Source organism: Mycobacterium sp. NGS59 (genome assembly GCF_059812345.1).
The window spans coordinates 14751-28166 of sequence record NZ_JCALCN010000041.1 but is presented as its reverse complement, the minus strand read 5'-3'; the positions used below and the strand labels follow the sequence as shown (position 1 = coordinate 28166).

General features: G+C 63.3%; 13 protein-coding genes and 1 pseudogene. 9 read left to right on the top strand and 5 right to left on the bottom strand.

Annotated features, from left to right (window positions below):
- Window positions 1-642 precede the first annotated feature (642 nt).
- Window positions 643-1080, bottom strand: a complete 438-nt coding sequence (locus AC5Y46_RS25265; RefSeq protein ID WP_065139385.1) for a DUF4189 domain-containing protein — start codon at window positions 1078-1080, stop codon at window positions 643-645.
- A 128-nt stretch (window positions 1081-1208) separates the two neighbouring features.
- Here AC5Y46_RS25265 and AC5Y46_RS25260 point away from each other — a divergent pair, with 128 nt between their 5' ends.
- Window positions 1209-1430 carry a hypothetical protein gene (locus AC5Y46_RS25260; RefSeq protein ID WP_155769010.1) on the top strand — a complete coding sequence of 74 codons (222 nt, stop codon included), beginning with the start codon at window positions 1209-1211 and terminating at the stop codon, window positions 1428-1430.
- Window positions 1431-1907: 477 nt separating this feature from the next.
- On the opposite strand, the gene ricR is transcribed toward AC5Y46_RS25260, so the two are convergent.
- Window positions 1908-2198, bottom strand: coding sequence for a copper-sensing transcriptional repressor RicR (gene ricR / locus AC5Y46_RS25255; RefSeq protein ID WP_055577147.1), 291 nt, complete (start codon window positions 2196-2198; stop codon window positions 1908-1910).
- Window positions 2199-2838: 640 nt separating this feature from the next.
- Between ricR and AC5Y46_RS25250 the strand changes: the two genes are divergently transcribed.
- The 4 genes and pseudogenes from AC5Y46_RS25250 to AC5Y46_RS25235 all read left to right on the top strand — a co-directional run bounded on the left by AC5Y46_RS25250 (window position 2839) and on the right by AC5Y46_RS25235 (window position 4399).
- Window positions 2839-3027 (top strand): DUF2188 domain-containing protein, encoded by a 189-nt coding sequence (locus tag AC5Y46_RS25250; RefSeq protein ID WP_244892642.1) that lies wholly within the window; start codon window positions 2839-2841, stop codon window positions 3025-3027.
- Between the two features lie 189 nt (window positions 3028-3216).
- Window positions 3217-3493 (top strand): annotated as a pseudogene (locus AC5Y46_RS25245) (transposase); the annotation flags it as partial.
- Window positions 3396-3944: an IS110 family transposase gene (locus AC5Y46_RS25240; RefSeq protein WP_499993678.1), complete on the top strand. Its 549-nt coding sequence runs from the start codon at window positions 3396-3398 to the stop codon at window positions 3942-3944. The pseudogene AC5Y46_RS25245 and the gene AC5Y46_RS25240, both read left to right, overlap by 98 nt.
- Before the next feature lie 137 nt (window positions 3945-4081).
- Window positions 4082-4399: a four-helix bundle copper-binding protein gene (locus AC5Y46_RS25235; RefSeq protein WP_081283273.1), complete on the top strand. Its 318-nt coding sequence runs from the start codon at window positions 4082-4084 to the stop codon at window positions 4397-4399.
- A gap of 149 nt (window positions 4400-4548) precedes the next feature.
- On the opposite strand, the gene AC5Y46_RS25230 is transcribed toward AC5Y46_RS25235, so the two are convergent.
- Entirely contained in the window at window positions 4549-5262 is a 714-nt protein-coding gene (locus AC5Y46_RS25230; RefSeq protein ID WP_216638374.1) for a hypothetical protein, read from the bottom strand.
- 329 nt (window positions 5263-5591) lie between these two features.
- Between AC5Y46_RS25230 and AC5Y46_RS25225 the strand changes: the two genes are divergently transcribed.
- The 3 genes from AC5Y46_RS25225 (at window position 5592) to AC5Y46_RS25215 (ending at window position 9775) form a co-directional block, all read left to right on the top strand.
- The gene (locus AC5Y46_RS25225; protein ID WP_065139380.1) at window positions 5592-7175 is read left to right on the top strand and encodes a PPE family protein; all 1584 of its coding nucleotides are present in this window, start codon (window positions 5592-5594) and stop codon (window positions 7173-7175) included.
- Between the two features lie 239 nt (window positions 7176-7414).
- Entirely contained in the window at window positions 7415-8269 is an 855-nt protein-coding gene (locus tag AC5Y46_RS25220) for a polysaccharide deacetylase family protein (protein WP_065139379.1), read from the top strand.
- Between the two features lie 849 nt (window positions 8270-9118).
- Window positions 9119-9775 carry a TetR/AcrR family transcriptional regulator gene (locus AC5Y46_RS25215; protein WP_065139378.1) on the top strand — a complete coding sequence of 219 codons (657 nt, stop codon included), beginning with the start codon at window positions 9119-9121 and terminating at the stop codon, window positions 9773-9775.
- A 59-nt stretch (window positions 9776-9834) separates the two neighbouring features.
- Here AC5Y46_RS25215 and AC5Y46_RS25210 read toward each other — a convergent pair whose 3' ends face one another.
- On the bottom strand, window positions 9835-10269 hold the full coding sequence (locus AC5Y46_RS25210) for an anti-sigma factor antagonist (protein ID WP_063892871.1): 435 nt from the start codon (window positions 10267-10269) through the stop codon (window positions 9835-9837).
- Between the two features lie 582 nt (window positions 10270-10851).
- The gene (locus AC5Y46_RS25205) at window positions 10852-11214 is read right to left on the bottom strand and encodes an ArsR/SmtB family transcription factor (RefSeq protein ID WP_065139421.1); all 363 of its coding nucleotides are present in this window, start codon (window positions 11212-11214) and stop codon (window positions 10852-10854) included.
- A 94-nt stretch (window positions 11215-11308) separates the two neighbouring features.
- On the opposite strand from AC5Y46_RS25205, the gene AC5Y46_RS25200 reads away from it, so the two are divergent.
- Window positions 11309-13312, top strand: a complete 2004-nt coding sequence (locus tag AC5Y46_RS25200; RefSeq protein WP_065139377.1) for a heavy metal translocating P-type ATPase — start codon at window positions 11309-11311, stop codon at window positions 13310-13312.
- Window positions 13313-13416: the final 104 nt, after the last annotated feature.

Here is a 13416-nt window from a genome sequence, read left to right as displayed (position 1 = left end):
CCTTCCCTCGAAAGAAGGTGCGCACGAAACCCGGGCTGGTTCAAACAGACGTTTATCTAGGCGGCGGCATGTTGTTGTGCTGAGTTGAACGAGAAGCAGCTGTGGGGGTCTGCGGCAGAATTACACTCTCCTCATGGTGCTTTAATGTACCCCTATGGGGTACCCTAGTCACGCAATTATGTTGTCTGCGTGGGCAACCGGGCTCCGTACTATTTGTGCCGTCATTGCGCCAGTTATGGAACGCGAGATGGGCAGCAACGCTCACGCGACCGACTGCAAACCGGTATGACGAGTCGTGCGGCTCTGGCTCTATACGTGATCGGCGGTAAAGGGTGCACCGTCGAACACCTGGCTATCGATCAGTCGCACCCCCGGATGCGTTCGCGATCGCCAGTGATTCGAGGGTGCAACGCTGTTCGGCACGCAGTTACTTGTTGGGTGTGGCGAGCGAGCAGATCATCATCTTCAGCGCGCGAACGCGTTCACCGCTGATGTGGCTGGGTGCCTTCGGCATACTCACGGGAGCCGGGACGGGTGGAGCCGGCCGAGAAGCGGGGCCGGAGTCTCTTATTTTTCCCGGCGCAGGCAGCGCGAACGTGGTTGTCGGGGTCGGCGCGATCTGATCGAGAATGTGCCGCCAACTCAGTTGCACACCGAGTTGGCTATCTTCCCGCCGCCCAGCCTGTTCAACGCGTCTTGTTCTGCCGCTTGACGTGAGAGACCGGTTCCACCTTGGTAATTCGAGCCGTCTGAGGCCACCGCGCCGCAGAGGTTGAAGCTGATGATGACTCTGCAGTCATTTTCACCACACTGCTCCACAGCGACTCGTTCGGCTTGAGTCTTGACCTGGTAGCCCCGCGAGGTGCCCCATGCGCCGGTGCTTGGGGAGTAAGCGATCGCACCGTAACGCATTACATGCGGGACGGGCATTTGGTTGGCCATACCCATCTCGGCCACTGCTGCATTGTCGAGGTTGGCACTTACCTGGGGAATAAGCGGAAGTACCAGAATCATCAGCCCCGCTGTGGCGCCGACGGTGGCCACCGCAAACCCCATTTGCTGACGGCGTTTCGTATTCATTTCACTAACCCCTTTCTGAGGTCTGGCGGAGGAGTTCGTGGGAGGCCAACCTGGCTACACCGCGGGCGTTTTGAAGTTATGGATGCGGTGTCAGCTGGGGTGTCGGCGTTCCCGATTGATGAGGCTCCATGGGGCTTCCAGGCTGCATCGTGCCGGGTCGCATTCCCCCGCCGGATCCCATCATCGGACAGCTGCTGTCGCCCGAGCCGCCGGAGGCTCGCTGGCCGCCGCCGGGGCCGTCCGTGGCTCGCCCCAAGAAGAAACCCCAAAAGAAGATCACAGTCACGATGAAGACGACTCCGGCGGTGATCGCTACCACTGACCAGATTCGATCCACCCGGCTGGGCTGATTGGGGTGATCGGCGACGGAAGGCTGTGCTGCCGTGGCCGGCGGCTCGCTGGACTCATTTGTTTGCGTCATGCCTGGGGATTCTGCCACAGTATACCCTTGGGGGGTAGGGCGGGGGCCAAAGTCTTAATCTCGCAGTAATACGCAAGACATATTGTTGCGGCCCCGACGGTTGAGTTTCATGCCGGGTCAGTCGCTGCATACCGCTTGTGGGCACGCTCGCAAACGGGGTTGTGGGGTGCTGGTGAGCCACTGGGCGCGGGGCCGCGCACCCGAGATATTGTCGTAGACCATCTCGTGTCGGCGATCTCCGCCACTGGCGAAATAGCGCCCAGAGGCACCGAGAACGCTCGCGGATCTGGCCTCCGGGCACAGGCGCTCACTCGCAACCAGACTCGGTGCACTGCTGCCCGGGCTTCGCGTACGTCGGGCGCTAAAAGACTCTTGGACCACCTTCCGCAGTCGCGTTCATATCTAGTCAGGATCGAACAAGTCGCGCGATAGCCGCGGATGCCTCGGCCAGTTTTGCGTCCGCCTCCTTTCCTCCCTCGGCAACTGCTTGGCTTACGCAATTATCGAGATGGTCGTCGAGCAGGTTGAGCGCCACGGACCGCAAAGCACTGCTGGCCGCGCTGATTTGAGTGAGGATGTCGATGCAGTACTTGTCTTCGTCAATCATCTTCGCAATGCCGCGAACTTGGCCCTCAATTCTACGCAATCGCTTGGCATAGCTGTCCTTGTTTGCCGCATATCCGTTCGTCGTTTTCATTTGAACTCCTGGACTCGGATCATCGGGTCGTAGATTGTATTGCCGCGTGATGAGCGTGCTCGACATTCAACGACGTCTTTTGTAGCTATTGTACCCAACGGGAGTTCCGGCTATCGTCGCTCTCGGTATGTAGGCCTGCAGGCATCACCAGCAGAGAATGCATAGACCGGTGTCAACATTCAGCCGCTGAGGCCTGTTCGACCTCATACGCCTCTTGGAGTGGGGGTCTACCTACTGCTGCTGTGGTGGCATGTGGCGCGTTGGGTTAAGGGGAACGAAAGCGACATTCGCCTACTAACGCGACGAATGAATTTACCCAAGGGCGGGGTTTGCTGATAGCTCTCTTCGAGTTGCATTTACGCGTTGCCGAGATCACGGGCAACACATGTGCAGGCCGCAGAGGAACGCTCTCTAATCCGTGCGACTAATCATCATCCATAACAAGGGGTAACGGCACTTAAGCGAATGGTCCCAGTGCCTGCTCAATCGGTCGCGTTGGTTGGTCGCTGCCACCTTCCCCCGAACAGTTGATTGACTTCTGGATCGTGTCAGTCTTGGTGAGAAACTTGGAGCTACGCCGAACTGAGTATGGAGGATTAGCAATGGTAAAGGCGATCTAAGCACCTACAACGAAGACGGGGTGTGGAAGTCGAAGGTAGAAGGCAGCAGCAGTCGCGCAGCTCATACTGGTGGCACTATGGCCGACCAGCAGGCCATCGGCCGACAGATGGCGAAGGACCGGGGTGTAGAACACATGGTCCGAAAGCTCGATGGCACGATTGGTGAGAAAAACTCGTACGGAAATGATCCACACCATCCGAACGGGTGACTCAGCCGTATTGAGGAGTGGCGGAACCGATGCGACCGAGGCTGCGCTGGCGGGCGGCAGTGCAGCGGTCTCGCAGTCATCGCCGTTGCCAACGCACTTGTACATTCCATGCCGCCAGCGATGTTCGTATGGCTGAATCGCCCTGGCATGTGCGGAGGCGCTCTAGACCTTGGAAATGAAGATGGAGCCATGTCGAAGGAACAGGTGCCTGGAAAGCCGACGTCGCGTCGGTGCAGTCCGGAGAAAGTCGCCGCGGATGGTCCGTGTGTGCGTGCGGAGTTGGGTACCAGGCATCGGACAGTGCATCGGGTCAGCACGCCAACTCGGGTACGAAATTTAGTCGGTGCGCTCCTGGGTCCGCCAGGCCGATGTCGATCACGGATACGCGCCCGGGGTGTCCGCCGCGCAGTCCCAGCGGATCAAGGATGTTGAGCAGGAGAACCGAGAACTCAAGCACGCCAACGAGACCTGAAGCGAGCGGTCTTCGCCCGGCTGGGGATCGGGTCAAGACCGACGCTCGTGACGCTGTGCACCTGACACGGCTGTTGCGCTTAGGTGAGATCACTACGGCTACCGTGCCCGAGGCCGAAGTGGAGGCGGTGCGGGATCTGGTGCGCGCCCGCGAAGACGCCCGCGCCGATTTGATGCGGGTCCGCGATCGGCTGTCGAAACTGCTGCTGCGGCAGGGTCGGGTGTATTCGGGTGGGCCGGGCTGGAATGGGGTGCACGAAACCTGGCTGCGTCGTCAACGATTCGACGATTCCCACACCAGTGCGGCCTTTCATCACCACTTCGATGCAATGCTCACCGCGACTGCAGCTCGGGATCGCCTCGACGAGCAGATCGTCACGATCGCGGCCTCACCACGGTGGGCCAACTCGAGGTCATCATTGATCTCCTCGCGGGTCGATACCTGAAGCGCCAACGAAGGACTTTGTACCCTACCCCCGTGAGGTACCTGCGTGGCAGACTCAACCTGCGCCAGCAAGCAGCGCGAGAGGAGTAAAGAAATGACAACAAAAGTTTTACGAACGACGAGTAAGGAGATTTTGTCATGGCGGTAGCGGCAAACCAGGCCTGTCTGGATGCGTGCGCGGAGTGCCAGGCGGCGTGCGAGGCGTGCGCGAACTGTTGCATCAACGATACGAAGATGGCCGACTGCGTCCGGTTATGCTTGGACTGCGCAGCGATTTGCGCGGCGTGTGTGACGCTGGTGTCCCGTGGGTCTCGTTGGGCGTCTCAGTTGTGCCAGTTGTGCGCAGAGATTTGCGAGGCGTGCGCGGCCGAGTGCGACAAGCACGACAACGATCACTGCCGCGCCTGCGCAGAGTCTTGTCGCCGCTGCGCTCAAGAGTGCCGGGCGATGGCCTGATCCAATCCAGCCGCCAAGTTCATGGCCGCTGCGCCTAGCTGGTGGAGCGGCCATGAACGCGCCCCGTGGCGGCCTTGGGTCACGCCGTGACGGGCCCCCCAGACTGGGGACTCGATCGAGTTGCCCGGTTTCTGGTGGCGGCGGTTGGGTTAAGCGGTCGGTTGGTGCCAGCGGAGATGATCGTCGCGGATGAGCTCTTGAAAAAGCTCGCAATCTACTGCATGCCACTCACGAATGAGGAGCTCCTTTGTTCGCGGATCACGAACGACCTCTGCCCGCCAGGGCAGGCAGTCCGGGCATGCCAAGATCTCGTAGGCGTTCCCCGCGTCGTCGAAAGCGCACAGGTCAACGCTCCCGATCGGGGCGCCGAAGCCAACGTTCGGTCGCGGGGCTTGCGGACGGATTCGTCGGTCAGTCAACCGTTGCGAGGTTGGTCGGTTCATCGGAACGTCATCGTCATCGACGAAGTCGCCGGGTGTGAGTGGGCGGTGTAATCGTTGTTCAAGGCAGCCGATACAAAGGCGGCCGCGAACATCGCCCGCGGCAGCCCACAGTGCATCATTTACCCTGTACGTCTCGTCCCATGTGTCGTATCCGCAAGCCTCGCAACTAAAGTCACGTAGAACCATCGTCCACCGACACGATGTGACGTTGCCGTTTGAGGTGGTGAATTCACGCCATCCGTGGGCGCCGCGAACGAGCGTCAGTGCCACGGCATTTTCGTGGCAATGGGCAGTGATGGCCCGGGCTATGGCCTCCTCGACCTCGCACAGATTATCAACGACGGCATCGGTGAAAAGGTCATGACTTTCGAGTCGCCACCCGAGGCGGACTCCGGGGGCCGGCCGATACTGAAAATCCATCATTCTATTTTTCACCCGAGTACGTGCTGAGGTCCACATGGCCGGTTGCGAATAGGTTCTCACGCATCTGCGATCTGTGTTTACAGATCATCCAGCAGAACCGCTTGACCCTGAACGCGCAACCACGAAAACGACTGGATGGACTGCTCTCGTCAGCTGCGCGGGGCCGGGTTCCCGCGCGAGGCAGCTCACGCGTTTCTTCGCAACTGCGTTGACCTGCTTGGAATTTCGCACATTCGATCATATGACCCGCCTTGGGACGCTCTTATTGATAATGATTGTCAAAGCCAGTAAGCTGTGCGGCTGGTGCTTGGTGGAGGAGTGTTGACATGGCCCCGGTGTGGATGGCGTGGCCGCCTGAGGTGCACTCGACGTCGCTCACGAGCGGCGCGGGACCCGGCTCGTTGTTGGCGGCCGCGGCGGCGTGGTCGGCGTTGAGTACCGAGTACACCGAGGTGGCCCACGAGCTCATGGCTTTGCTGGGTGCGGTGCAGGGCGGGGCCTGGGAGGGGCCGAGCGCCGAGCAGTATCTGGCCGCGCACACGCCGTATCTGGCGTGGCTGACGCAGGCCGGCACTACCAGCGCGGACGCCGCTGCGCAGCACGAGATCGCGGCCGCCGCATACATGACCGCGCTGGCGACAATGCCGACGCTGCCCGAGCTAGCCGCCAACCACGTCATCCACGGGACATTGGTGGCGACAAACTTTTTTGGGATCAACACCATCCCGATCGCGCTCAACGAGGCCGACTACGTGCGGATGTGGATCCAGGCCGCCACCACCATGACGACATATGAAGCAGCGTCGGGCGCGGCGCTGGCGTCGACACCGCAGCCCGCTCCGGCTCCGGAAATTGTTCAAGGGGACAACCAGGCGGGTGGGGACGGGCATGGGGGTGCGGCCACCCCCATCGACGACGCCGTTGCGGAGTTCTTGCGCATCATCTCCGGTGGCCGCGTGATGTGGGATCCTGCCGAGGGCACCCTGAACGGGATTCCCTTCGAGGAATATACGAATGCGGCCGACCCGTACTGGTGGGTTGCTCGGGCGATCGAATTCCCTAAAGATTTTGAGACGTTTGCTCAGGAACTGTTAACTAATCCGCAAGAGGCTTTGCAGTCCTACTTTTATCTCCTAGTTTTCGACTACCCTCTGCACATTCCGCAGATTCTTCAAGCGTTGAACCAGGCCCCGCTATTACTGGGGGTCGCTTTCGGTGCCGCCGTCACGAATCTGGGAGCGGTCCCCGGTTTGGCCGGGCTTTCCGGCCTGGCCGCCATCCAGCCTGCGGTGACCTCCGCTGTCGGGGCGCCGCCTGTCGCCCCTGCAGGGCCAATGTTGCCGCCCGCTGCGATGGCCCCGGGTGTCGTGACAGTCGCGCCCGCTGCGCCGGCTTCCGCGCCCGCGCCCGCTACGAGTACGGTTGCCAGCGCCGGGGCGGCACCGCCGCCACCGGCTCCGGCGGCCACCGGCTTCGGTTACCCGTTCTTGGTGGGGGGCGGCCCTGGCGTCGGCTTCGGGTCTGGGATGAGCAGTAGCGCGAGTGCCAGTGCCGGTGCCAAGAAGAAGGCGCTAGAACCCGATTCTGCCGCGGCGGCAGCCGGCGCAGCCGCGCGCGCGCGGGCACGTCGCCGCCGGCACGCGGCGCTGCACGACCACGGCGACGAGTTCATGGACATGAATGTCGATGTCGACCCGGAGTGGGGCGTACCGCCAAATAGAGAGCAGAAGCTGTCGAGCGCCGCGTCGGATCAAGCTGCCGGAAATCTGGGGTTCGCCGGCATGATGAGTAAGGAAGCGGGCGTTGCGGCGGTGGGTATGGCCAAGCTGCCCGAAAACGAATTCGGCAGCGGGCCAAGGCTGCCGATGGTCCCGGGCACCTGGAATCCCGACCAAACCGGCGCTCCCTGAACCGCTGTCGTGTCGCTGGGTCTCGGAACGAGGGCACAGCTGGGACATCACGCGAGCCTCGGGTCGTCGGCACGGGCGGGGTGTGTTGGCACCGGCTTCGCTGGGGTTGTTTGATACGGGGGTAAACAAACATTGGCAAAGCCGTGCCGCAGGGCCGAACTGCTTTGAACGTCCCGGGTTATGGTGCGCCGGGTTTGTGAGGGGCGCGGATTTGGGGGTGAGCGGTGGTCGGGCTGGGAATGAGTCGCCGCAACGGCTGGGCGGTGGGGGTGGGCGCCGTCGTCGTGGTCGTGGTGGCGGCGGCGATCGTGGTGTGGTACCGGCGCGGTCAGGACACCGACCACGTGGATTGCCAGAAGGCCAAGTGCGTGGCACTGACGTTCGATGATGGGCCGACTCCGTTCACCGACCGGCTGTTGCAGGTGCTGGGTCGGCGTGATGCAAAGGCGACGTTCTTTTTGATCGGCAACAAGGTCGCCCGTGATCCGCAGGCGGCCAAGCGCATCGTCGACGCTGGCATGGAGGTGGGCAACCACACATGGGAGCACCCCAATATGACCACGATCGATCCAGCCCAGATCCCGCGGCAGCTCGCGGCTGCCTCCCAAGCCATCACCGCGGCGACCGGATGCTCACCCACACTGCTGCGCACCGCCGGCGGCTTGATCAACGACGCCGTGCTCGACGAAGCCCGAAGGCAGGGCCTGGCTGACATCAACTGGGATGTCATCCCGTTCGACTGGATCAACGACGCCAACACCGCAGCCACCCGTTCCATGTTGATCACCCAGATTAAGCCGGGATCGGTGGTGCTGCTGCATGACACCTATTCCAGCACCGTGGATCTGGTGTATCAGTTCCTGCCGGTGCTGACGGCCAACGGCTATCACGTGGTGACGGTCAGTCACCTCCTTGGCTCGCGTTCACCGGGCAGCAGTTACGGAGGGCGCGAGAACGGGCCGCCAGTCAACGTGTTGCGCGACATCGAACCCGCCGACATCCCGGCTTTGCCGGCTACGCCTTCGCCCACGCCGGCGACGAACATCCCGATCACCGATCTGCCGAATCAAAGTGCAGGCGGCCCACCGCAATAGGCGCCCCCCGCGGCCAACGAGGCGGAAGGCTTCAACGCGAAGTCCACAGCACTAACGGGTTATCGCCGACGCGGCCAACAGGAACGTCACGGCCGCGGCTCCCGTTCCCCCTGCTTCGCCCAAATAGTCCCCGCGACTGGAACCGAACCGCATCACAACAACCCGGCAGCACTGCGACAGCCATCCCTGCGGCCACCACTGCGCTAGTGTGGTTCCAGCACAGTCATCGGGCGGTTTGCAGTGTCCCCAATTAGGGTGCGCCAGGCGCTTGTAGTGTACCCAGAGGGTGCTAGTCGTCCTCTTCCTGCTTTGGTCCTGGGCAGTTCGATCGAGGGTGCGGTGAGGTGGATTGCGTGGGGGCACGCACGCCGCGGCCCGTGGCTTAAGGACGTTTCGCCGGCTCACCGACAGTTTGTGGGCCGCTTGGCGGGCTGGTACTTCGTGCGGGCGGGATCACCCGATCAGTTAGACCGGAGCCGACACACTTCTGCCAATTTACGACGATGACGCTACGCAGTCGGCGCAAAGTTGAGGCTTGGCTGCCGTGCTGGGCGCAACACCGCATCACCCCAGCACGGGACAAACGTGGCGATCAGGGTTTAGGCCATTGTGTGGGGCGGAGTGCTTCTTTCTAGGTTCGCTTTGCCGGGGGCTGCGGTCTGCCGCGACTTACTGTCGACGTGGGGGGCCGAAGGCGCCCGGGTGACTAGCCTGGAAGCGCTGGTTGCATTGGTTTGAGGCGGTTAGGTGACAATTGTGGTGGATGACCAAAGTCTTGGCGGTACGTCACAGTGGTGCGGGGCCGATCGGGTTGACCGATCCGGTGCTGGCAATGATCAACAGCCGCGGTTGAGTCGGGACCATGTGTTAGATGCGGCCATTGACTTGATTGATCGCCACGGCCTGCCCAGGCTGACCATGCGTCGGTTGGGCACGGCCTGCGGGGTGGAGGCAATGGCGCTGTACCGCTACGTGCACAGTCGCGGGGACCTGCTCACCGGGGTGGTCGACCACATCACAGACCGCCTCTACACCGATCAGCTCGCCGCGCGCCGGCAAGAGGACGGTTGGCAGGACTACTTGCTTCGGCTGGCCCATGGGGTGCGCCAGATTGCGCTGCAGCATCCGGAGGTGTTCCCGTTGGTCGCCACCCATGCGCCTGAAGCGCCTTGGGTGCGACCACCGCTGCGCAGCCTGCGCTGGATGGAAGGCTTCCTTGACACGTTGATCTCTTCTGGGTTTGACGACACCGCCGCGGTCGCCGCCTACCGCAGCTACACCACCTTCCTGGTCGGCCATCTCCTGCTCGAAGTGTCAGAGCGTGGCGCCGAACTGCACCCCGATGAGGCCATCGTGGATGGAAACCAACTCACGACTAGTTTGGCGGACTATCGGCATTTGCAGCGACTCAAGCCAATCCTGTCCGAGGATCACAGCACCGCCGAGTTCGAAGAGGCGCTAGAAGCCCTGCTCGATCGGCTCGAATTGTTGGTGGCAAGGCGTTGACGCCGCCGGTTTCCCCGACGTCGGGCTGCTCAACCCACTCTGCGCCGGCAGACGCCTATTCACCAGTGTGGCCAGCGAGATCGCGGTGCCGGTGAGGTCGGCCCCTTGGCTGACGGCTCGGCAGCCCCGGTGCACAGGTGCTCATGCAGCGCCGCTTTCACGTGCGGATACAACGGCAGCTCGGCTTTGAGGCGGGCCGCAGCAATGATGCGGGCCACGATTGGTTGGCTGCTGACCAGCCGCAGCTCGATGCCCTCGCCGCGGCAGTGTTCTGCGGCCTCGACCAAGACGCGGAAGGCGCACACCGCCATGAAGTCCAGTCCATTGATATCGATGACCAATGGGCCCGGTGCGGCTGCAGCACGCGCGGCCTCGCGCACCAGCTGCCTCCAGATCCTCACATTGCTCGCGTCGATCTCCCCGCTGACGGACAGCAAGACCGCCGAGCCGGTTCGCTTCGTGATGGCTCGCAACATGCTGTCACCGGCATTCATGCAAAGCTAGCCCTTCGCCGACGTGCGGAGGCGGAGCAAACGAGCAGCGCAGCCCTCGCGTTCTCCATAGCGGGCGTTGCAAAGTGCCTATCTCACCCCTGTGATTTTCAAGGGCCTGACCCGGGCCTGTCCCACCCAATTGGTTTACGTTGTAAACGCGTGTCAGGATACCGTACCCCTGAAGGGTTTGTTATGTAAATGGTAGTAAGGCAACCGCCACGATCCCGCATGATCTTTGGTACATACCGATACCGGCCCGGACACCGACGCAGACGAGCCTGACCGCAGACGGGCAGATCGGCGAGATGTCGAACCGGAACGTCATCTGTCTGTCCTACGTCATCGCCGGGGGAGCTAGTGACGGTCTGCGTCAATCTCTGAACGGCGGCTGCAAGGCGGCGGCTGACACAGTCAAGCATCCTGGATCACCGTTGGGACGCTCAGCTAGGGGAGAGGTAGCGAGAGGGCATGGGAGTCGATCGGTTGGAGGGCGTCACCTGCTTGGTCCATGTCAGCGAGATCTGAATACCCCGCGATCAGAGACAAGTACTCCCCATTCGCGATTCGCTATTTCGCGGCGGGTCAGGCGGTGACAGCTGGGTCGTCGCTGATCTCGCTGCCGAGGTGTTCGATGTGGTAGACGGCTTCGTCGAGCAGCATGGCGACGTGGTTGTCGTAGAGGCTGTAGACCACGGTCCGGCCCTTGCGAATGCCGGTTACCAGGCCCAGAGCGCGCAGCAGCCGCAGTTGATGCGACACCGCGGACTGTTCCATCTCGACGGCGTCGGACAGGTCCGAGACCGAGCACGCGCCGTGTCGCAGCCGGGTCAGAATCCGCAACCGGCTTGGTGTGGCCAACGCCTGCAGCGTGGCCGCCACCGACGCCGCCGAGTCGGCGTCTAACTGCGCGGGCGGGGTGGACCTGCCTTCTACTCCATGACCCATGATCATCATCCTATCAACGTGCACGAATGAAGACCTCTTCATGCAATCCTGTATAGTGGTGAGGTTCCCGACCCGTGCTCTCAAAGGTAGTTCGATGTCATCTCAGGTGCTCGACCGTGACGCCGTCCGCGCCGCCGGCGGCGATGGCGCCGCTATCCGCACGCGGGCGTTCGCGCTGCCCGAGGTGCGGTGGGCGGCGGTGGCCACGGTGTTGTTCGCGCTTGGTTTGGCCGCCCAATATGGCGGTGCCCCGATCTGGGTCTGGTGGGCGTTGTATTTGGCGTGTTATGTCACCGGCGGGTGGGAACCGGGGCTGGCCGGTGTACAGGCGTTGCGGAACCGCATGCTGGATGTGGATCTGTTGATGATTGTCGCGGCGATCGGCGCGGCGGCGATCGGGCAAGTCCTCGACGGCGGGCTGTTGATCGTCATCTTCGCCACTTCCGGTGCGCTGGAAGCGTTTTTGACTCAACGCACCGCCGACTCGGTGCGCAGCCTGTTGAACCTGGCGCCCGAGCGCGCCACGGTGATCACCGCATCGGGCCAGGAGGACGTGGTGGATGCTGCGGCCCTGGCGGTGGGCGATGTGATTGTGGTGCGCCCGGGGGAACGCATCGGCGCCGACGGGCAGGTCACCTCCGGTGCCAGTGAGGTGGATCAGGCCTCGATCACCGGTGAACCGCTCCCGGTCGCCAAACGGCCCGGCGATGAGGTGTTCGCCGGCACGTTGAACGGCACTGGGGTGCTGCGGGTTCGGGTGGACCGCGCCGCCGCCGACACTGTGGTCGCGCGCATCGTGGCGATGGTGCAGGAGGCCTCGGCCACCAAAGCCGACGCGCAACTGTTCATCGAGAAGGTCGAGCAGTACTACTCGATCGGGGTGGTGGTAGCCACCCTTTTGGTGTTCGGTGTTCCGCTGGCGCTGGGCGCCGCGGTGCAATCGTCGCTGTTACGGGCGATGACGTTCATGATCGTGGCCTCACCTTGTGCGGTGGTGCTGGCGACCATGCCGCCCTTGCTGGCTGCGATGGCCAACGCGGGCCGGCACGGGGTGCTGGTCAAATCCGCGGTCGTGATGGAACAGCTTGGGTCGGTCACTATGGTGGCGTTCGATAAGACCGGCACCCTCACCCGCGGCACACCCCGGCTGTCTGACATCCGACCTCTCGTCGGCGGCGGCTTGGACGCCGAGGGGCTGCTTACCCTGGCCGCGGCCGCCGAACACCCCAGCGAGCATCCTTTGGGCGCCGCGGTGGTGGCCAGTGCCGCCGATCGCGGGTTGACACTGCCGATGATCGAGGCGTTCGAATCTGCTCCGGGGCGCGGCGTGCGCGCGGTGGTCGAGGGCCGCCGGGTCGCGGTGGGCAGCCCGGCGCAGCTGTTGCGCGCCGGTCCCGGCGGCGCGAATTCGGGCCGGGTCGGCGCGGTGGTGGCCGGGTTGGAAGCCGAGGGCAAGACCGCGGTCGTGGTGCTCGTCGATGACATCGCGGTCGGCGTGTTGGGACTCGACGACCAACTCCGTTCCGAGGCCGCCACTACGGTGGCCGCGTTGACCGCGCTGACCGGCACGACACCGATGCTGTTGACCGGCGACAACGAGCGCGCGGCCACCGCGCTGGCCGTGCGGGTCGGCATCGACGACGTGCGCGCGGGGTTACTGCCACAGGACAAAGTCGCCGCCGTGCGCGAACTCGATGACAGCGGCCATCGGGTGCTGCTAGTCGGCGACGGCGTCAACGACGCCCCGGCGTTGGCCGCCGCGCACACCGGAATAGCCATGGGCCGGGCCGGCTCCGACCTCGCCCTAGAAACCGCCGACGCCGTCGTCGTCCGCGACGAACTGGCCACCATCCCCAAGGTCGTCGCGTTGTCGCGACACGCGCGCCGCGTTGTAATCGCCAACCTGGTCATCGCGTCGACCTTCATCACCGTGTTGGTGTTATGGGACCTGCTCGGTCACCTACCCCTGCCGCTGGGCGTCGCCGGACACGAAGGCTCCACCGTCATCGTCGGCCTCAACGGAATGCGGCTCCTGTCCCGCCGCGCCTGGCTGTCCCCGTCCCGGTCCCCCGCGGGTCGCGATGAGCGGCCGGCCTGACCTGTGGTCGGCCGTCGAGTCGGTGCACCTACCTCAGTACAGTCACACCGCGGTCACTGTCGGCGGCAGCATCATCGTGGTCATAACAGTTCTGATGACCGTGG